The following is a 20,304-nucleotide window of genomic DNA, read 5'->3' as shown; positions in this document are numbered from 1 at the left end:
GTGACAAGGAATGTCTGACAACCCTGGGAACATGAGTGACAACCCGTGCAGTGCGTCGGGGAAGAGCGAGTGCGACGAACTCGTCGAGGTGCTCTACGAGTACATCGACGTCAAGACCGGCGACTGTGAAGGCGAGCAGTACCGTCGGGTCCGGGCGCGGCTCGAACAGCACGTGGACGAGTGTCCGTCCTGTCTGGAAGCTCTCGGTATCGAGCAGCAGGTCCGTGAACTGCTGCGTTCCCGCTGTGGTGGACAGGCCCCGCAGGAACTGCGCGGGCGGATCATCACCTCGTTGCAGTCGACGGTGACGACCTCGGTGAGGATCCGCTACTCCGAGTGACGGCACGCCAGCGTCGATGTAACCAGAAGAATAGGGACCGGCCCGGGACGTAATGTCCCGGGCCGGTCCCTTGTCGTGCTGTACGAACGTTCTAGGCGTTCGGACGGCTACGGTGGTTCGCCTTCTTCTTACGACGATCCTTGCGCTTGCGGCCACGCTTGCTCATGACGGCTCCTCATCGACGGTGTGGATAGTACAGATAACCGCTTCAGGATACCGGGGAGCACATCTGGTGGGAAATCCACCCCGGGCGCAGGCCGGGTCGCTACGCGGTGGCGACGCGGGTGCGGGCGCGGCCGCGGTTGTTGCGACGCTTCAGGGCGCGACGCTCGTCCTCGCTCATGCCTCCCCAGACGCCGGCGTCCTGGCCGGACTCGATGGCCCAGGCGAGGCATGCGTTGGTGACCGGGCACTTGTTGCAGACCAGCTTCGCCTTGGCGATCTGGGCGAGTGCGGGGCCGGAGTTGCCCACCGGGAAGAAAAGCTCGGGGTCTTCGGAACGGCAGATGGCTTCGTGGCGCCAGTCCATGGTGATCTTCTCCTTCAACAGCGTTGTTGCAGTGTGCTAGACCGTTCTCCCGGGCGGTGGCGGGCGGTCATGCCGTCGCCGTGGGGGACGGTTCGAGTCGTCGGTGGGATTCGGTGACACGCACCGGGTCACGGTAAGGTGAGTCACAGTGATGGTGTCGGGCAGAGAAGTAGGGCCGGGTTCGGTTCGTAACCTGTCCGTAACCTCGTGTCCCTCTCTCCGTTACATGTGCAATAGTGGCACGTCACGATGGAGTCCGCTAGGGGGTCGGGCATTTTTGTGGTTAAGCTCACAGGGGATCGATTTGGCTAATTAGGTAAGGGTGGGTTAACGGACAACTTGGTCCATTAAGGGTCTGTGCCGGTTGTCGTAGAGGCGTTGACGCCCAGTACAATCTGCCCGTATGAGCCCCAGGAGCGCAGACGACGGTAAAATACTTGTACTTCCCCCGAGCGTGCGTTGGGCTGGTTGGATCGGGATGGCAGAGGGGGTGGCCGGTCTCGCCTTCGCGGTGTATCTCGTGATCGGCGCGGTCCGGGGGGAAGAGGACACCACGGCACAGTTCGCGGGGGCGGGAGCGGAGTCCATCGGTTACGGGTGGGGGACCGCTGCATGGTTCGGGTTCTTCGGGGGCGTGATCGCCATAGCGGGGTGGTGCCTGTCGACCGGCCGCCGCTGGGGCCGTGGCCCCGTCGCCATGCTCCAGCTCTTCCTCGTGTTGATCTCGGTCTACATGTTCTCTTCCGGGCGTCCGGAACTCGGCGTGCCGACGGCGGCCCTCGGCATCGTCGGTCTTGCACTGATGTTCAATCCCAGTGCCGTGGAATGGGCGGCCCGCCGTTACGGCCGCTGACGCAACGCAACCATCTCGTCACCGCGTTGTTCCACGATCACGTCGCCCTGCACCCGGAGGCTGACCGGGCCGTTGTAGTCCCCGCGGTCGACGGGGACCGTGCGTTCCACGGAGCCGGTGTCCCAGTCGACGACGGCGACACCGTCAGGTACCGGCACCAGAAGTGACCCGGCCATCGCAGCACCGGTGCCGAGGGCGGGAACTGAGAAACGGGGTTCCAGGTTGGTCGGCCCGAAACCGATGAGCCGCTCGCCGTTGAACCAGGTCATGTGGTGCGGAAGGTCACCGGTTGCGGCGGTGAACGGGTCGTCAGCTTTGCCCTCGGCGAGGTGAGCCAGTGTGGGCGACGGGTCAGCGGGGTGCTGCTCGAATGATCCGTCGGAGTGCAGGACCTGGAATCGGCTGCCTGCGTAGTCGTCGGAGTCTGCGGCGCGTCGACCGTTGCCGTGGACGTAGATCACGGCAGCTTCCTGGGCGATCCCGACCAGTTCGGCGTCCGGCGGGACGGTGAACTCGTGGGTCGTCTCGGGTTCACCCGATTCTTCGGGGTCGGCGACCTGCAGGCTGACGGTGCCCTTGCCGTCTTCGCGGTCACAGTCGGCCAGGACGGCGAGCAGGTCCTTGCGGGTCTGTGCGGACGTGAACCGGCATCCGTCCAGTGGCTGCACGCCCGCCTTCACGGGAGCTTCGACATGTCCGGTCTCCACCGTTCGGACGAGGTCGGAACGCCACAGTTCCACCCGGTCGTCACTGATCGCACCGATGTGGTCGAGAGAACGGAAGAACCGAGTGTCCGAACTGCCGAGTGCAGAGCGGGTGTCCTGGTAGCGGCCGGTGGAGGCTGCGAGCGACGTGACGTCCGAGCATCCCTTCGGCCCCCGGTAGACGGCCACGACGCGCCCCCAGTTGCCGGAGACGCCGCACAACTCGCGGTCGCGGCTGTAACTCCATGCTTCAGTGCCGTCGTCCACGGAGACACCGCTCACCCGGTCGCCGTCGCGGATGACGGCGGTCCCGTCCACCAGGACAGGTTCACCGGAGTCGGACGGGAGTGAATGCGCGCGCCAGAGCTCACCGAGACTCTCCGGTGGTGCATCAGGAGCCGACGGCGGTGCGGCGGCCTCACCTGGTCCTGCCTCGGTGTGGGACGTCCCCCGGGAATCGGAGAAGAACCAGGTCCCCAGGACCAGGACCAGCACGGCAGCGGTGATCAGCGCGGTGACGACCAGATCGGTGCGCGACCGTTGTTCGCTGGGAACCCTGCCGCCCCGTTGGAGACGGAATCGGCTCACGGCCGTGGTTTCCTCTTCGCCGGTGCCGTCGCCGATGCTGATCCCTGCACCTTACGGGGTGGCCCCACACGGTCCCGGACGTCCTCGGGAAGGTCGAATTCGGCGAGGAACTCCGGGGAGCCTGAGAACCACTGGGGCGGGTCATTCCTGCCGAGGTCGAGGGTTTCGTCGATGGCCCTCCACCGGGTCACTTCGTCCCAGCCCACCAGGGTGACTGCCACACCGGAGCGTCCTGCGCGTCCCGTGCGGCCGATGCGGTGCACGTAGGTCTTGTCGTCCTCGGGCACCTGGTAGTTGATGACGTGGGTGACGTCGTCGACGTCGATGCCGCGGGCGGCGACGTCGGTGGCCACCATCACGCTCACCCGTCCTTCCCGGAACGCGTTCAACGAATTCTCACGGTCCTTCTGCCGCATGTCGCCGTGGACGGCGCCGACGTCGAAACCGAGTTCGGCCAGGTCCCCGGCGATGATCGCAGCCTGGCGTTTCGTCTTCGCGAACACGATGGTGCGCCCGCGACCGGGTGTCTGCAGGATTCGGGCGAGCACGCTCATCCGGTCGAGCTTGTGGGATTGGAACACTGTCTGCCGGGTGGTGACATGAGTGGCGCGGGCATCGTCGAGGTCCGCGCGGATCAGTACCGGACGGTTCATGAACTCCCGGGTGAGGGCCACGATCGGTCCCGGCATCGTGGCGGAGAAGAGCATCGTCTGCCGACCCTCGGCAGTCTGCGCGAGGATCTTCTTCACGTCGTCGAGGAAACCCTGGTCAAGCATCTCGTCAGCTTCGTCCAGGACGAGAACCTCGACGTGGGAGAGATCGAGGTGCCCCTGCCGTGACAGGTCGAGCAACCGGCCGGGCGTGCCGACGACGAGATCGGTCCCGCCGTCCAGTGCTGCGATCTGCTTTTCGAAGGGGACACCGCCGTAGATGGTCGTCACCGTGAAGGGGCGTCCGGCGGCGGCGATGTTCCGGACGCCGCGGCGAGGTCTCCCGCCACCTGGATGCCCAGCTCCCTGGTGGGGACCACCACCAGGCCGCGGACGGTGCCGTCGAGCTCGGTGACCCCGGCGTCGTCGAAGAGCCTGTCGAGCAGGGGAATGCCGAACCCGAGGGTCTTGCCCATCCCGGTGCGCGCCTGCCCGATGAGGTCCTTACCGACCAGGGCGAGCGGCAGAGTGCGCTCCTGGATTGCGAATGCCTCCGCGATCCCGTCTTCCTCAAGCGCATCGACGATCTCGGCGGCCACACCGAGATCCCGGAATGTTGGTCTCACCACGGGCGTCATCCCCTCCATCGTCTTCTCTTCGTTCGTCGCTATGATGGTCCACGTTACAGTCATCGCAATGCGAGAGAGAAAGAAAGGCCTGAAGGCACCCTATGGACATCAAGGTCGGATTCGTCGACAACCCCCGCGATCTCGTCATCACCAGTGCAGATGAGCAGGACGCAGTCGTGGCCGAGGTGGAGAAGTTCCTCGCCTCCGAGGAGGCAGGCTCGGCAAGCACCCTGACCCTCAAGGACAACAAGGGATCGGTCTTCGTCATCGTGCGTGACCAGGTGGCCTACGTGGAGGTCGGTTCCTCGGCACAGCGTCCCGTCGGGTTCATCTGAGCCGGCTCGTCTGACTCATCTGACATAGCCGAGTAGACCGCATGCCTTCCGACGGATCCCCCCACGACTCCACCCCTCGACCGCGGGGAGGGGACGGGCAGATTCGTCGGGAGCGCTTCAGTATGCCCAGGTCGACCGGAGCAGGAGATCCTGACGGCCGTGACGGCCCTGACGGCCCTGACCACACCGAGCAGAACCGCAGGGCGGAGGAGTTCCGGCAGCGCCAGTTGCGCCGTCGCCGGTGGCTCAGTGCAGGTGGAGCCCTGGTGTTCCTCCTCACGGTCGCCGTCGTCGCGGAACTCGTTGTTGCCGGGGGTAACGGCAACGACGACGGTGCAGGAGATTCGGGGGCCCCGGAGGTGTCGGACGCGGCCGCGTCGGAGGACGCCATCGGGGAAACACAGGACGGTCCTGTGCCCGGGGGCGCACCGGAGGCGGGTGGTGTGGGCGAACTGCCGTCCGGCGGAACCGTGACGGCGCGGGGCGACGGTGACTACCGCGGCGTCGGATCCGCGGGGATGACCGCCGGCGACCCGGACCGGGACGACGCGGACACCTACAGCTTCGTCGTGGAGGTCGAGAACGGTCTCGAGACCTCCTCATTCGGTGGTGGGGACGCCTTTGCCGCAGCAGTGGACGCGACCCTGTCGGATCCCCGGTCATGGATCTCGGACGGCACGTTCGCCTTCCGGCATGTCAGCGTCACGGACCGTCGCGCGCCGGATCTGAGGATCCGTCTGACCAGCCCCGAGACGACGCGGGAGGTGTGCGGTGCCCAGATTGAACTGGAAACCAGCTGTTTCGTCAGGGGGCCGGACGTCGAGGGCGAGCGTCGGGGAGCCGCGGACGCCGGACGGGTCGTCGTCAACGCCGCCCGGTGGGTCCGCGGGGCGACGACATTCGAGGGGGATCTGGGTTCCTACCGGCAGTACCTCCTGAACCATGAGGTCGGCCATGGACTGGGGTTCGCCCGGCACCAGGTGTGCCCGGAGGACGGTGTTCTCGCACCCGTGATGATGCAGCAGACCCTGAGTCTCAACAACGGCGAGCTCGAGGACCTCGAGGCCGGTGCGGAGTACGGTGATGCAGGACGTGACGTGACGTGCCGCCCGAACTCCTGGCCGTACCCGCACGGGCGCAGCGAGGGGGACCCGGTGGACGTCCGGGACTGAGGGTCCCCGGGTGACCTGCGTGTTCGAATGGACACAGGGAACTGTCCGGATCGGGGGTTAGAGTGTGTAGCCATGATCGAGAACTCCACGTCGAATGCACCTGTTCCTGCCGCCGCACCGCCGGCGGCGATCAGGGCAGGTTTCCAGGTGTCCCAGGCCACGCCGGTGGAACTCGGTGGTGCATGGGGCGACGGGTGGCGTTGTGACCGTGCTGTGCTGGTGCCGTCCGAGGACCGTGCCCGGGCGACCTGGACCGCCCAGATGATGGACCGGGTCCGTCCCGCCGGTGTTTCCGTCGCCCGGCCGTTGCGGTCGACCGACGGCCGGTACGCCGTCGGGGGGTGGACCGCCCGCGGATTCCTCTCCGGTCACCGTGCACCCCGGTTCGACGAGACAGCGGCCAGTGCCCTGCGGTTCAACGAGGCGCTTCACCAGGCGATGGAGGGTGAGGGGCGTCCGGCATTCCTGGATATGGCGTCGCGGTTGTCCGGCTCCGGCACCCCGGGGCGGGACCTGAGCGAGACGGAACTCTTCGCTGTGGCGGAGTCGGCCGCATGGGCTGATGACCCGACCGACCTGCTCATGCCGGTCATGGACCTGACGGTCGTCCCGAGGGACGACGTCGCCGCGGCCATGGAGAAAGCTACCGGTCTGATGCTTCTCCGTGAGGAAGTCACCGCCCCGGACCAGCTGGTCCACGGTGATGCGCTGGGGTGCACCGTCTACGACGGCTACGCGGATCCGGCGATCGTGGACTTCGTGCCCGCATGGCGTCCCACGGGGTGGTCGGTCGCGCTTCTCGTCGTCGATGCGATCGCCTGGGCGAACGCCGAGGACGGGCTGCTCGACCGGTGGTCCCATCTGCAGGACTTCGACCAGCTCCTGCTGCGTGCGGTGATGTTCCGCCTGTTCGCCCATGCCGCCGTACCGGGGACCCTGGCGCAGTCCTGGCCCGGGCTGTCACGGGTCAGTGACGTGGTCGCGGCCAGGGTCGGCGGGGTGCGTCGGGCGACGCCGCCGGACGACGTCATGGTGGACTCCACGGACGGAACCGGCGGTGATGCCCCGCTGGAGCAGGACCCCCGGGGGAACTGAGTCGTGGACGACGGTACAGCCACGGGACGTACCCGCCAGGTCGCCAGGGAGGACGCGGAGCTCCGGCGCCGCATCGGTTCAGCGGGAACCGTGGACGTGCGCCTGGACACCGGGACTGACACCGGGACTGCCACGGCTCAGGCGGACAGCGGTGGAGAGCCACGTGCGACCCGCCGGTGGGACGGCCTGGCGTCAGCACTCGTGTCCGGCGACGAGAGGCTGGACACCCGCCTGCCGTACTCGGTGCTGGGTGGGCCCGGCACGGGCAAGACCTCACTGCTCGTCGACACTGTCGTGGATTTCCTCGACAGCGGGGGAACCGCCGACGAGGTGATGGTCGTGGCGCCGTCGAAGGAGGCCGCCGGGGCGCTGCGCGACCAGATCACCGAGGCGGTGCGGTCCCGGGAGGACTACGCCACGACAGGGACAATGGTGCGCTCCGTGCACTCATGGGCGTTCGCCTTCCTGCGTGCCGTGGCGCAGGAGGATCAGGCGGGCCGGACACCGCAGCCCCGCCTGATGACGGGTGCGGAACATGACCTGCAGATCCGGACCCTGCTCCGCGGTCACGCCGAGGACGGCACCGGGCAATGGCCCGAGGACATCCGTCCGGCACTGCCACTGGTGGGATTCGCACGCCAGCTCCGTGATCTCCTGCTGCGCGCGGCCGAACGCGGGATCGACGCGACGGCCCTGTCCGGTCTCGGTGCCCGGTACGACGAGCCGATGTGGTCGGCCGCCGGGGACTTCCTCCGTGAGTACGGGCAGATCCAGGCACTGTCGGCCACCAACAACCTCAACGCGTCCGAACTGCTGCACACCACACTTGCCGTCCTCGACGACCATCCGGAGGCGCTGGAGCGGCACCGGGACAAGGTACGTCTCGTGCTGGTCGACGACGCGCACAACCTCGACCCGGCATCGGGCCAGTTCATCTCCCGGTTCATGGTCCCCGGCGTCCGCAGCCTCGTCGCCGGAGATCCGGACCAGTGCGTCTTCCATTTCCGTGGTGCGGACGAATCCTTCCTCACCGGTATCGCCGCTGACGAGGACCGCCGCGTCGTCCTCTCCCGCTCACACCGTCTGCCCGGGGAACTCGTGGTGGCCGTGAACCTCCTGGAGAACCGTCTGCCCGCCCAACCCACACGGGTGACGCTGCGCGAAGGAAAGACCGACGAGGTGCCTGCCGGGCTCGCGGTGCGGCGTTCGCCGTCCCGGACGGCGGACACCCTCGTCGTCACCGATGAGATCAGGCGGGCCCATGTCGTCGACGGGGTGCCGTGGGACGACATCGCCGTCGTCGTGCGTTCGACCGCGGACATCCCGGTCCTTCGGCGCGCGTTGCTCTCCCACGGGGTGCCTGTCAAAGTCGACCCCACCAGCGTTGTCCTGGCGGACCAGCCGTTGGTCAGGGTGATTCTGCTCGCGCTCGACGCGCTCGTGCGTCCCCTGAGTGGCGTTGAGATGCAGCAGCTCATCGAGAGCCCCATCGGTGGGGCCGACCCGGTGATGCTGCGTCGGGTCGAGCGGGCGGTCGCCCCGCTGCTGACCGGCACCGGGATGCGTGCAATGGACGCCGTCACCGCGATCGTCACCGGACAGGCGGAGCCCGAGGAAAGAGAACTCTGGACGAGCCGCTTCGGTCCTCGCGAACACCAGGTCATCGAGCGCGTTGCCCAGGTCATCGAGGCGGGGCGGACGGCGTTGGGGCAGCGGACGGCGACATCGCCGGTCGAGGCGGTGCTGTGGGCGGTCTGGCAGGCCGCAGACCTCTCCAGCTCCCTCCAGGTCCAGGCGTTGCGCGGCGGTACGCTCGGATCACAGGCCGACCGGGACCTCGACGCAGTCATGAGCTTGTTCGACCTGGCCGGTGATGTCGTGGAACGCACTCCCACGGTCACCCTCGAGACCTTCCTGGAGGATGTCCGGTCCCAGGAACTGCCCACCGGAGGACGAGACCGTCGCGGTGTCCGTCCCGACGCTGTCGAGATCCTTCCCGCACACGCGGCAGCGGGACGGCAGTGGGCGGTGGTGGTCGTTGCCGGGGTCCAGGAGGACAGCTGGCCGGCCGGACCGACCGTGGGGGGACTGTTCGGACAGCAGGAACTCGTCGACCTCATCGACCGCGGCATCTCGCCGGACATTCCGGTGTCCCGTGCGGCCGCTGCATTGTCCGAGGAACGTCGCCTGTTCCTCCTGGCGGTCTCGCGAGCGCGGTTGCGTACCCTCGTGACCGCCGTTGACGCCGCCGGAGACGACACCAGCGTCCCCTCACGTTTCCTCGAGGAGATCGAGGAGGCCGTCGCAGCAGGAACCGAGTCGGAGGGGAGTCCGGAGCATACGACGGAAACCGCAGGGGGGACGGCTGGTCCTGAGGCATCGGCCTCGGCGCTGCCGAGGGTGCTCGCGTTGGAACCGTTGATCGCCGAACTCCGTGACGTCGTCTGTGACGGGAATCGGGCCGGTCACGAACGTGACGCGGCCGCGTACAACCTTGCCCGCCTGGCGGAGGCCGGGGTCTACGGTGCCGACCCCGACCAGTGGTGGGGGACCGCACCACCGTCGACCACCGCCCCTGCCGTCGCGCCACCCCGTGGGGAGGCCGCCCCTGCCGTCCGGATCAGCCCCACCACCCTCGAGACCCTCGACGACGGCTGCGACACGGTCGCTTTCCTCCGTGGACTCACCGGAGGGGCGGCAACCGAACAGATGAAGGTCGGTGTGCTCATCCATGCCGTCGCCGAGGGATTCGCCACCGGGCTCGGCTACGACGACGCCCGCGCCATCGTCGCCGACGCCGTCCCCCATCTCGTGGACGGCCCGGAATGGACAGCCGTCCCTCTCACGGAGAGCTGTCTCACCGCAGTGGACCGTCTCTACGCGTGGATCCTGGAACGGGAGGGGCTCGGCAGGACGGTGGAGGTGGAGCGCACGCTGGAGCGGACGATCGGGACGACCGAGGGTGGACTGCCGATCGTCCTCGCCGGGCGGACGGACCGTGTCGAGACCGACGCGGCAGGCCGGTCCACTGTCGTCGACTTCAAGACCGGGCGCACCGCCAAGACGAAGAAGGAGGCTGCGGAGAGCCGGCAGTTGGCCGCCTACCAGCTGCTCATCGACGGTGAACCAGGCATGACGCCCGACGGGGCGATGCTGGTGTACCCGCGTCGCGACACCGCCACCGTCACGGTGCTGCAACAGGCGGCCATGAGCACCGCGGAGCTGGAGGAGTTCCGGGCGCTGGCCGTCGACGCCGCCACCAGAGTGGCGGGCCCGGTGTTCCGCGCGACCGCGGAGAACTGCGAGTCCTCCGACTACGCATGTCTGTGCCCGGCCTGCCGGGCAGGGGAGCAGGTGATCTAGATGGGCACGATCAGCCCGAATGAACTGTCGACGATGCTGGGCCAGCAGTTCGGCCCGACACCGCAGCAGGCCGCCGTCATCGGAGCGCAGCCGGGCCCGACTCTCGTCGTCGCCGGGGCCGGGGCAGGAAAGACCGAGACGATGGCGGCACGCGTCGTCTGGCTCGTCGCCAACGGCATCGTCGCCCCGGAACAGGTGCTTGGACTGACGTTCACGAGGAAGGCGGCGCGGGAACTGGGCCAACGGATCCGCCGGCGGCTGCAGACACTCGCCGACTCAGGGTTTCTGGACACCCTCCCCGTGGACGACCCCCGCCACGAGGCACTGCACAACATCGTCCCCACCGTGTCCACCTACGACGCCTACGCCGGATCGGTCGTGCGCGAATACGGTCTCCTGCTGCCGATGGAGCCCGCCGGGCGCATCATCTCGGACACGGAACGGTGGATGATCGCCCGCGACGTCGTCAGTGACTGGCCGACCGGCTTCACCACCGCGCGGTCGTTGCCGTCGATCATCGATGACATGCTCGATCTCGCCGATGAGATGGACAACCACCTGGTCGGTATCGACCGGGTCGCCGAGGAGTGCCGTGTCACCGCCGCCGAGATCGACGGACTACCGGACCGGGACGGCAAGGCACTCAAGGGCGTCGACGCCACCCTGGACTCGATCAACGGTGCCCTGACGTACCGCCGGGAACTGCTGGAGCTGGTCGCCGCCTACCGGGACACGCTCAGCGAACGCAACCTCATGACCTTCGGACAGCAGATGTCCAAGGCAGCCCAACTTGTCCGGTCCCACGACCGCGTCGGGGAGGCACAGCGGCGTCGTTTCCGGGTCGTGATGCTCGACGAGTACCAGGACACCGGCCATGCACAACGGGTGCTGCTGCAGAACCTCTTCGGCAACGGCGCCGACCCTGCACTGACCGTCACCGCCGTGGGTGACCCGATGCAGTCCATCTACGGTTTCCGTGGGGCGACCGCGGCCAACCTCGCCCATTTCCGCACCGATTTCCCGACCGTCGCCGGCCCTGCGCCGATACTCGAACTCACCACCTCGTGGCGTAACCCCGCGCGGGTCCTGGATCTGGCGAACACGGTGTCGAGGTGGTCGATGAACACGGACACCCCCATGGTGTCGCCACTGTCGGCACGCCCCGGCGCCGGGACCGGTGAGGTGAAACTCGGCTGGTTCGACACCCGCGAAGAGGAACTCGACTGGCTCGCCGACGACCTGGCGGCGCGCTACCGGGAGCACCGGGAACAGAAGGAGAACGGCGGCGCGCCCTTCTCCGCCGCTGTCCTGTTGCGGAAGAACGCCGACGCTCAACCGATCCACGACCTGCTGCGCGCCAGGGGTGTTCCCGTCGACATGACCGCCGGCCCGGGACTGCTCGACGTTCCTGAGGTCACGGACGTGTTTGCCACGCTCCGGGTCCTCGTCGACCCCGGCGACGACATCGCCCTGCTCCGACTGGTCACCGGGGTGCGTTGGAACATCGGCGCGGCCGACCTGCTCGCGCTTGCCCGTCGCGTCGACCAGCTGTCACGCCGGGACGCACGCCCGGCGGACGGCGACATGGCCGGTGCTTCCGGCGGCTTATCCGACGCGGGAGGTCTCACAGCCCTGGTCACCGGGCAGCCCGGTGACTCCCCGGCGTTGGCGACCGTGCGCCGCAGGCTCGCCGAGATCGACCGTGACAGCAACAGAGTGTCTGTCGGCCTGGCCGAGGCACTGGCAGACCTGCGAGGTATGGAGGACTTCGGGATGTCCGCCGAAGGAGCCCGCCGACTCGGTGAACTCGGACGGGAACTGCGGTTCCTACGTCGGCATTCCCTGGCCAAACCGCTCACAGACCTGGTCGCCGACATCGAGAACATGACCGGGATCCGCACTGAGGTCCTCACGCGCTACCACCGCAGTTCCGACCGGTCGATCGGCACCAGCCACCTCGACAGATTCGCCGAGGTGGTCCGGTCATTCTCCGAACTCAGCGCATCGAGCCCCGCCGCCCTGGTCGACTACCTGCGCTCGGCCTCTGCCCGCGAGAAGGGCCTCGACCCCGGGGAAGTGGAGGTACGGACCGACTGCGTCCAGTTGCTCACGGTGCACAAGGCCAAGGGGCTGGAATGGGAGATCGTGGTGGTTCCCCACGCCACCCGCAAGACCTACGCCGACGCCGTCAAACGTCCCGGCGTGACGTCGTGGACGACCAATGCACGGATCCTGCCGTCGGGGTTGCGTGGGGACGCCGCCACCGGTCCGGACGACGCCACCGGTGCACCGGTGCTGGATCTCAGTGATGTCGAGGACCGCAAGGGCGTGGTGGAGGCGCAGGACAGGTTCAAGGTCGAGCTCGGTGTGCACGGTGCACAGGAGGATGACCGCCTGTTCTACGTCGCCGTCACCCGCAGTGAACAGACCCTGCTGGTCAGTGGCGCGGCATTCAACAACGCCGACAGGAAACCCGTCGACCCCTCCGTCGCGCTCACTCTTCTGCGTGACCGTGCCAGGGCCGGTCATCCGGAATCGGTCGTCACCTGGTCCGACCTCGGCATGGAGTACTCCAAGACAGAGCTGCGGCGCCTGGAGAAGGGGCCCCACCACCGGGAAGACCAGGTGATGGTGCCGGACAACCCTGCCGCCCGCAATGACCTCATCGCCGGGGTCCACCGCGAAGCACCTGCTGCGCCGACAGCGGTGTGGCCGCGCCCCGTCCTCACGGATCCGGATGTGGGAGGGGCGGCGGCTGTGGCAGACGGCATCCGGAGGGTGCGGACGGCACGGGAGGGGATCACCACCGCAGAGTCGGACCGACGCCCCCCGGACGTGGGGACGCTTGCGGAACAGTGGGCGCAGGAGACCAGCGTGCTCATCGACGAGTACCGTGCCAGCGCGGTCCCGGAAGTCGTCGTCCCGCTGGGGGCACGCCTCACCGCGACAGAAGCGGTGTCGTTGTCGCGGGACCGTGCCGAGTTCGCCCGGCGCCGACGGCGGCCGGTGCCGATGGAGCCGCGCCCGTACACGAAACGGGGGACCGCCTTCCACAACTGGGTCGAGAAGCACTACGGCGTCGCGAGTCTCCTCGACGAGGACGACCTGCCCGGTGCCGCAGACGCGACCCTGACCGATCCGGCACTGGACCACCTCAAACAACGCTTCCTCGACAGCGACTGGGCGCAGCGCACCCCCGAGACCGTGGAAGGCGCCTACTCGGTCACCCTCGCCGGCCACGTCTTCGAAGGACGTATCGACGCCGTCTTCCGGGACGGCGACGGGTGGTTCGTGGTCGACTGGAAGACCGGACGCCGTCCCAGCGGGGCCGAGCTCGCCTCCGCCGAGCTGCAACTGGCCGTCTACCGTCTGGCATGGGCGAAGGTCCAGTCTGTCCGACTGGGACATCCGGTGTCTCCGACGTCCGTCCGGGCCGCCTTCCACTACGTGCTCTCCAACGAGACCTATGAACCGGGTACACTGCCGACATCAGAGCAACTGGCCGCACTGATCGGCCAGGACCACGGCGACGGTGCAGCGGGCAGTCGAGACAGGGATGGGCAGCAGTGGTGAACGACAGGCTCAGGGACCGGTTCCGGTCCGACTCGGACATCGACGCCCTCCCTCCCCGGTCACTGATCAAGATCATCAACATCCCGGCCAGTGCGCCGGTCAGCCCGTGGTGGCTGATCAGCCGGCGGATGTTCTACGCCCTGGCCCTGATCTTCGTCTCCTCGGCCGTGGTCTACATCGACCGGGACGGTTACACCGGCGTCGTCACCTTCCTCGACGCCGTCTACTATTCAGCCGTGTCCCTGTCCACGACCGGCTACGGTGACATCACACCGGTCACCCAGTCTGCACGGCTGGTCAACATCCTCGTCATCACACCGATGCGGGTCATCTTCCTGATCCTCCTGGTCGGCACGACACTGTCGGTGCTCACCGAGGAATCCCGCAAGACCCTGCAGATCCGCCGTTGGAGAAGGCACATGCGCAACCACACCGTCGTCATCGGGTACGGGACCAAAGGCCGGGCGGCGACGACCGCACTGCTCGCCGACGGCGTACCGTCCTCCCAGATCGTCGTCGTCGACTCCGACCCTGAGGCGCTCACCCACGCCTCCTCGCGGGGCCTGGTCACCGTCCAGGGGCAGGCCACGCGCTCGGACGTCCTGAAACTCGCGGGGGTGACCCGTGCCAGGGCCGTGGTCGTGGCACCCAACCAGGATGACACGGCCGTGCTGATCACACTGTCGGTGCGGGAGATCGCCGCCTCGGCGACGATCGTGGCCTCGGTCCGGGAGTCGGAGAACTCCCACCTGCTGCGACAGTCCGGGGCGGACTCCGTCGTCGTCTCGTCCGAGACCGCCGGACGCATGCTGGGGCTGGCCACCGTCAGCCCGTCGGTGACCGGAATGATGGAGGACCTGCTCAGTCCGGACGAAGGATTCTCCGTCGCTGAGCGGGTCGTGGGGGAGGACGAGGTGGGCGGCAACCCCCGTAACCTTGAGGACATCGTCCTCGGCGTGGTGCGGTCGGGTGTGCTCTACCGGGTCGACTCCTCGGAGGCGGAAACAGTGGAACCCGGCGACAGGCTCCTCTACATCCGCCGCATCACCGGCGGCCCCGACACCAACTGACCTGAACCACTTCACCCGACGGAGGCGAGAACACCAACCGTGTCAGGACGACTCGACCAGCTCAACCTGGATGCACTGGACCCGGAACAACTCCGGGCCGCTACCGCACCCCGCGGCCCGGTGAGCATCATCGCCGGCGCCGGCACCGGCAAGACCCGGACGATCACGCACCGGATCGCCCACCTGGTGTCCGGGGGGTTCGTCAACCCCGACCATGTCCTGGCGGTGACGTTCACCAACCGGGCGGCGGCGGAACTGCGGGAACGGCTCACCATGATGGGTGTGGCCCGGGTGCAGGCGAAGACGTTCCACGCGGCGGCGATGCACCAGTTGCGCTACTTCTGGCCCAAGGTCATGGGGGAGACCCCCTGGGAACTGCTGGATTCGAAGTTTCCACTGGTCGCCAGGATCACCCGCGCCGTCGGGCTGGAACCGGACCGCACGTTGCTGGCTGACCTGCTCGGCGAGATCGAGTGGTCCAAGGCGTCGTTGATCGCCCCGACGTCCTACCCGTCACACATCGGGCCGGACCGCCGGGACTGCCCGGTGGACCCCGAGAAGTTCGTGAAGATCTTCGAAGGGTACGAGCAGGCGAAAGCCACACCGGACCGGGTGCTGCTCGATTTCGACGACCTCCTGCAGTCCATGGCCGGTCTGCTCGAGTCGGAGGTCGGTGTCGCCGATGAGTTCCGGGAGCGCTACCGCACGTTCGTCGTCGACGAGTACCAGGACGTGACACCCCTGCAGCAGCGGCTCCTGGACGCCTGGCTCGGTGACCGGGACGATCTCACGGTCGTCGGTGACGCCAACCAGACGATCTACTCCTTCAACGGTGCGACCCCGGACCACCTGCTGAGGTTCTCCACGAGATTCCCCGACTCCACCACGGTCCGGCTGCACCGTGACTACCGTTCCACCCCGCAGGTCGTTGACCTGGCAAACCGTGTCATCGGCCAGGCCAAGGGCAGGGCCGCGGGCACCCGCCTGGTTCTGGAGGGGCAGCGGCCACCGGGTCCGGACCCCGAGTTCTCCGAGTACTCGGACGAGACCGTCGAGGCCGACGACGTCGCCCGCCGTATCGCCCAACTCATCAAGCAGGGCGTGCCTGCCGCAGAGATCGCGGTGCTCTACCGCATCAACGCCCAGTCGGCGGCGTTCGAGTACGCCCTCGACCAGGCGGGAATCGCCTACCAGGTCAAGGGCGGCGACGGGTTCTTCCAGCGTGCCGAGATCCGTCAGGCGGTCCAGGCTCTCAGCCAGGCGGCACGACAGGTGCAGGCGCGTGCCCGGGTTCAGGACCAGGATGATGCGCGGGACCAGCTGGCAGGCAACCTCGTCGACCAGGTCCGGGCCGTCCTGCTGCCCGTCGGCCTGACCCCGACCGAGCCCGAGGGCGCCCAGGAACGACAGCGGTGGCAGTCGTTGAGCGCCCTGGCGGACCTGGCCGGCGAACTGACGGCGACGACCCCGGGGCTTGACCTGCCGGGGTTGATGGGGCTTCTCAAGGAGAGGGCCCAGGCGAAGAACCCGCCCCGGATGCAGGGTGTGACACTGGCCAGCGTCCACGCGGCCAAGGGACTCGAGTGGGATGCGGTCTTCCTGGTCGGACTCGTCGACGGGACGCTTCCCATCCGGCATGCACTCAAGGGCTCGCACTCGGAGGACGCGGTCGAGGAGGAACGCAGGCTCCTGTACGTCGGGGTCACGCGTGCCCGGGAACATCTCCACCTGTCGTGGTCACAGGCCCGGCAGCCCGGCGGGAAGGCGACCCGCCGCCGGACGCGTTTCCTCGACGGGATGGTCCCCTGGGAGGCGGAACGTGCTGCGGCCCAGAAGGCACCGAAGTCGAAACCGCGGGACGCCTGCGACACCTGCGGGGCCCGACTGACGACCCCGGAGCAGCGCATCCTCGGACTGTGTGACGCCCATGCCGGAGACATCGACCAGGTCCTGGTCACTGAACTGCGTGGTTGGCGTACCGCCATGGCGAAGTCGCGTGATGTCCCTGCCTACGTCGTGATGAGTGACGCGACGTTGTGTGCCGTCTGCCACCGGGCACCGACCACGGTGCAGGAGCTTGTCCAGGTGCCGGGGATCGGCCCGATGAAGGTCGAACAGTTCGGGGAGGACATCCTGGGCATCATCAGCAACTTCCGCTGAGCGGGGTCCGGACAGGAATTACGGCCCGGGGGCCACCCGGCACGACGGGCATCCCGGGAGACGTACCGGAAGCATCCGCGACGTGGTCAGCCCCACGGGGTCGAAGAACCGTCGTGTATCCAGTCCATCCGGCGTCCAGTCCGACAGCGGTCTCCCGGGACCCAGCGCATTCCGGACAATGTCCGCGACGATCGCCGAGGCGATCTCGGTCATCCCGGATCCTGGCCGACCGACACTGCCGGGGGACTGGGCGCGGATGAGGCGCCATTCCGAATCCTCGCCGAGGAGCTGGGTGTCCAGACAGGTCAGACACGGTGTGTCGCCCGGGCGTACCAGCGGCCCGACCGCCACCCTGCCGTCGATCACTCCACAGGGAAGGTGTGGCACTCCCTGGGCCATGAGCCGGTGGCTGACGTCCTGGGGCGGAAACAGCTGTCCGGCGAGGACCACCAGCGACGAGGAGGCCAACCGCCCGAAGGCAGGTGCCCCGGGAGTGACTGCTGCGGCGGTGACGCCGCGGCGCATCAGGTCCTGCAGGACGGTGGAGGCCATGGCGGACGGGCCGGCGACATGGACCGTGGCCCCGAGGGCGGGCACAGGCCGTAGGAGGCCGGCGGCCCTCAGATCGTCAACCACACCCGCGGCGTGTTCGGCGGTGAATCCGCAGTGCCCCAGTCTTGTCTCCAGCTCATCCGCAGCGACAGGCCGCATCGTCTCCCGGAGGACAAGCATCACCTGATTGGCCGAGACCCCCGGCGGCATCGCAAGGACCAACGAGTGCTCCGGCAACGTCCCGAACTGGAGGTGGTGTGGGGAGCGCAGGATCAGCGAGGTGGAGTCCCTCAGTATCACCATGCTGTCGCCCCCGACAACGGTCGATGTCATGTAAAATCCCCCTGACTGGCACACAAGCTCTCGACATGCACAGTGTAGCCTGCGCTCCGCCACTGTGCAGCGGGTCGACGAGACCGCGGAAGGTGACACATGGCAGGACGACGACGTACCCCCACCAGGGCTCAACTCGAGGTCGTCGATGATTTTGCCCCGGATGTCGAGATCCGGTTGTCCGCCCGTCGTGAGCGCACCATCGCAGGGAGGATGGAACGGGGGAGGGTGATCGTGCTCGCCCCGATGTCCATGGATGCGGCGAACCTGCGTCGGAGCACCTCTGACCTGGTCGAACGTGTGCGGCGGCGTAACAGTGCCGCCGCGGGGCAGGCGTCGGACGATGACCTGATGCTGCGTGCGGCGGAACTCAACGACAAGTACCTGGAAGGACGTGCCGAGTTCCGGAGTGTGCGCTGGGTGGGGAACATGACACGACGGTGGGCCAGCTGCTCGGTGGATTCGGGCCGGATACGGATCTCTGACCGGCTGAAGGAGGTTCCCGGTTATGTCCTTGATTCAGTGGTCATCCATGAACTGGTGCATACCTGGATTCCGGACCACGGGCCTGATTTCCATGCCTGGGCGGCAAAAGCCCCGCAGGCGGAACGCGCTGCGGGGTACCTGGAAGCCTACGGACGGTGGGGCGTCGGACGGGGCGACGAGTCCGGCGACGTGGACTGACTACCTGTCCTCGTTACCGCCGTCACCGTCACCGTCGCTGTCGCCGTCGTCGCTGTCTTCCGGCGCGTCAAACCCTTTGTTGATCTCACGCTCGAGGCGCTCGATCTCGCCGATCGGGTCAAAGCCGTCGACGTCCTCCTGGGAAGCCAGGATGGAGTCGATGAATCCGGCGGGTGAGTCGAGGTCGCTGTCGACGGGGAGGAAGTCGGGGTGGTTCCAGACGTCGTCGCGACGTTCGGTGCCCACCGCGACGGTCAGGCGTCGCCACAGCTCGGCGGCCTCGGAGGCCTTCGGAGCGGAGAGGCTGATCCCGACGGTCTTCACCAGGGACTCCATCCCGGGCTGGTCGTTGTCGCGGTAGACCGACCATGCGGCACCGATGCTCGAGGCCACGGGGAGTCGCTCGCCCAGTGCGTCACCGACGACAACATCGACCCACCCCTCGATCAGAGACAGGCTTGTCTCGAGACGGACGCGGGCATGGTCGGTGGAGGAGACGATGGTGGGGGAGAGGTCGGAGTTCTGCAGCTGCGACATCATCTCCTGGAGCTTCTCCGGGTCGCCCAGCATCTCCGGGTTGAAGTCCTGGCTGGCTTCCTCGAGTGCGGAATTGTCCAGGCTCAGGCCGGTGGCGAACTCCTCGACATCGAGGATCACCCGCTCGACCAGCCACGGAACATGCTGGAAGAGCCGCAGGTGGGCAGCTTCGCGTGCCGCGAGGTAGATCAGTGTCTCCCGACGCTCGGCGCCGAGCTTCTTCGACAGGTCGTCGAGCCGGTCGGTGGCGATGGCGGCGACCGAGCCTTCCGCGAGCGGGATGCCCCACTGGGTGGACATTGCGACACTTCCGGCGAGTTCGCCCAGGGCACGACCCAGCTGCATCCCGAAGTTCATGCCGTTGACCTGGCTGAAGATGCCCATCATGGGGCCCATCTGGGAGCGGATCTCCTCCGGCATCCCCTCCATGGTGGCATCTCCCAGTTTCTCGGCGAGCGGGTTGATGACCCGCTTCCACCGCGGGAGGGTCTCGTCCAGCCACTGGGCCCCGGTGAAGGCGACGGAGCCTGTGGCACCGGCCGGGAGGGTGGTGGTTTCGTCCAGCCAGAGCTCCACCAACCGCACAGACTCGGCCACGGCCTGGCTGTCCTTCGCGGCGGGCCGGCTCTTCGCCGCGCTGCCGGAAAGCTGTTGACGTGCGATCCGTTCGGCGAGGGCGTAGTTGACGGGCCCTTGGGCGTCCGGCGAGTTCATGTCCTTGCCGAAGCCGCTCAGCATCGAACCGAACTGGCCGAGGATGTCTCCCAGACCCGGCCCCTGCTGGCCACCTTGACCCCCCTGGCCGCCCTGGGGGCCGAAGAACATGCCGAACGGGTTCGCTCCGAAGCCGAACGGGTCGTTACCGGAGTTTCCGTTCTCGTTCTCCCGCCGCCGACGCTCGTCGTCGGACTCATCGTCAGGACCGTTGAAACCGAATCCGAAATTGCTCATGCCACGAGACTACCCGCGAGCTTCCGCGGTCCCCACCGTCGTCCGTGCGCTGACAGCGAACACCGTGGATGTCGGGGCAGGGCTGTAAGGTGACCGGGGTGAGTTCCAGTATTCCTCCCCACAGTGACACCGGTGGCCGCGCCGACTCCACCGAAGGCACCGACAGCGCCACCAGTACAGCGTCGT

At 67.7% G+C, this 20,304-nt stretch carries 15 protein-coding genes and 1 pseudogene; 10 read left to right on the top strand and 6 right to left on the bottom strand.

Features of this window, described 5'->3' with window-relative positions; all coding sequences use genetic code 11:
- Nucleotides 1–31: 31 nt before the first annotated feature.
- Nucleotides 32–340 carry a mycothiol system anti-sigma-R factor gene (gene rsrA, locus BJF89_RS03330; RefSeq protein WP_075812266.1) on the top strand — a complete coding sequence of 103 codons (309 nt, stop codon included), beginning with the start codon at nucleotides 32–34 and terminating at the stop codon, nucleotides 338–340.
- Nucleotides 341–431: 91 nt separating this feature from the next.
- On the opposite strand, the gene BJF89_RS19940 is transcribed toward rsrA, so the two are convergent.
- Entirely contained in the window at nucleotides 432–506 is a 75-nt protein-coding gene (locus tag BJF89_RS19940; RefSeq protein ID WP_369803638.1) for a 50S ribosomal protein bL37, read from the bottom strand.
- Nucleotides 507–605: 99 nt separating this feature from the next.
- A complete protein-coding gene (locus BJF89_RS03325; RefSeq protein WP_038546744.1) occupies nucleotides 606–869 on the bottom strand; it encodes a WhiB family transcriptional regulator in 264 nt (87 codons plus the stop codon).
- A gap of 403 nt (nucleotides 870–1,272) precedes the next feature.
- Between BJF89_RS03325 and BJF89_RS03320 the strand changes: the two genes are divergently transcribed.
- On the top strand, nucleotides 1,273–1,722 hold the full coding sequence (locus BJF89_RS03320) for a hypothetical protein (protein WP_075812210.1): 450 nt from the start codon (nucleotides 1,273–1,275) through the stop codon (nucleotides 1,720–1,722).
- Here BJF89_RS03320 and BJF89_RS03315 read toward each other — a convergent pair.
- On the bottom strand, nucleotides 1,710–3,014 hold the full coding sequence (locus BJF89_RS03315; RefSeq protein ID WP_075812209.1) for a hypothetical protein: 1,305 nt from the start codon (nucleotides 3,012–3,014) through the stop codon (nucleotides 1,710–1,712). The two genes, BJF89_RS03320 and BJF89_RS03315, sit on opposite strands and share 13 nt — an antisense overlap.
- Nucleotides 3,011–4,302: pseudogene (locus BJF89_RS03310) on the bottom strand (DEAD/DEAH box helicase). The gene BJF89_RS03315 and the pseudogene BJF89_RS03310 overlap by 4 nt, the downstream one beginning before the upstream one ends.
- A 92-nt stretch (nucleotides 4,303–4,394) precedes the next feature.
- Between BJF89_RS03310 and BJF89_RS03305 the strand changes: the two are divergent.
- The 7 genes from BJF89_RS03305 (at nucleotide 4,395) to BJF89_RS03275 (ending at nucleotide 17,061) form a co-directional block, all read left to right on the top strand.
- Nucleotides 4,395–4,628: a DUF3107 domain-containing protein gene (locus BJF89_RS03305; protein WP_075812208.1), complete on the top strand. Its 234-nt coding sequence runs from the start codon at nucleotides 4,395–4,397 to the stop codon at nucleotides 4,626–4,628.
- Between the two features lie 122 nt (nucleotides 4,629–4,750).
- Nucleotides 4,751–5,800 (top strand): DUF3152 domain-containing protein, encoded by a 1,050-nt coding sequence (locus BJF89_RS03300; RefSeq protein ID WP_083650465.1) that lies wholly within the window; start codon nucleotides 4,751–4,753, stop codon nucleotides 5,798–5,800.
- A 72-nt stretch (nucleotides 5,801–5,872) separates the two neighbouring features.
- Nucleotides 5,873–6,895 (top strand): TIGR02569 family protein, encoded by a 1,023-nt coding sequence (locus BJF89_RS03295; protein ID WP_075812206.1) that lies wholly within the window; start codon nucleotides 5,873–5,875, stop codon nucleotides 6,893–6,895.
- A 3-nt stretch (nucleotides 6,896–6,898) separates the two neighbouring features.
- Entirely contained in the window at nucleotides 6,899–10,258 is a 3,360-nt protein-coding gene (locus BJF89_RS03290; RefSeq protein ID WP_083650464.1) for an ATP-dependent DNA helicase, read from the top strand.
- Nucleotides 10,259–13,831 (top strand): UvrD-helicase domain-containing protein, encoded by a 3,573-nt coding sequence (locus BJF89_RS03285; protein ID WP_075812204.1) that lies wholly within the window; start codon nucleotides 10,259–10,261, stop codon nucleotides 13,829–13,831.
- Nucleotides 13,828–14,901, top strand: coding sequence for a TrkA family potassium uptake protein (locus BJF89_RS03280; RefSeq protein ID WP_075812260.1), 1,074 nt, complete (start codon nucleotides 13,828–13,830; stop codon nucleotides 14,899–14,901). The genes BJF89_RS03285 and BJF89_RS03280 overlap by 4 nt, the downstream gene beginning before the upstream one ends.
- 39 nt (nucleotides 14,902–14,940) lie before the next feature.
- Nucleotides 14,941–17,061 carry an ATP-dependent DNA helicase UvrD2 gene (locus BJF89_RS03275; RefSeq protein WP_075812202.1) on the top strand — a complete coding sequence of 707 codons (2,121 nt, stop codon included), beginning with the start codon at nucleotides 14,941–14,943 and terminating at the stop codon, nucleotides 17,059–17,061.
- An 18-nt stretch (nucleotides 17,062–17,079) separates the two neighbouring features.
- On the opposite strand, the gene BJF89_RS03270 is transcribed toward BJF89_RS03275, so the two are convergent.
- Entirely contained in the window at nucleotides 17,080–17,946 is an 867-nt protein-coding gene (locus BJF89_RS03270) for a TOMM precursor leader peptide-binding protein (RefSeq protein ID WP_075812200.1), read from the bottom strand.
- A gap of 99 nt (nucleotides 17,947–18,045) precedes the next feature.
- Between BJF89_RS03270 and BJF89_RS03265 the strand changes: the two genes are divergently transcribed.
- On the top strand, nucleotides 18,046–18,630 hold the full coding sequence (locus BJF89_RS03265) for a M48 family metallopeptidase (RefSeq protein WP_075812198.1): 585 nt from the start codon (nucleotides 18,046–18,048) through the stop codon (nucleotides 18,628–18,630).
- Here the strand turns inward: BJF89_RS03265 and BJF89_RS03260 are convergent, their stop codons facing one another.
- Nucleotides 18,631–20,118 carry a zinc-dependent metalloprotease gene (locus tag BJF89_RS03260; RefSeq protein ID WP_075812196.1) on the bottom strand — a complete coding sequence of 496 codons (1,488 nt, stop codon included), beginning with the start codon at nucleotides 20,116–20,118 and terminating at the stop codon, nucleotides 18,631–18,633.
- Nucleotides 20,119–20,304: the final 186 nt, after the last annotated feature.

The sequence above is a fragment of the Corynebacterium sp. CNJ-954 genome (genome assembly GCF_001942345.1).
Taxonomy (GTDB): domain Bacteria; phylum Actinomycetota; class Actinomycetes; order Mycobacteriales; family Mycobacteriaceae; genus Corynebacterium.
This window is presented reverse-complemented; position numbering and strand designations above follow the sequence as displayed.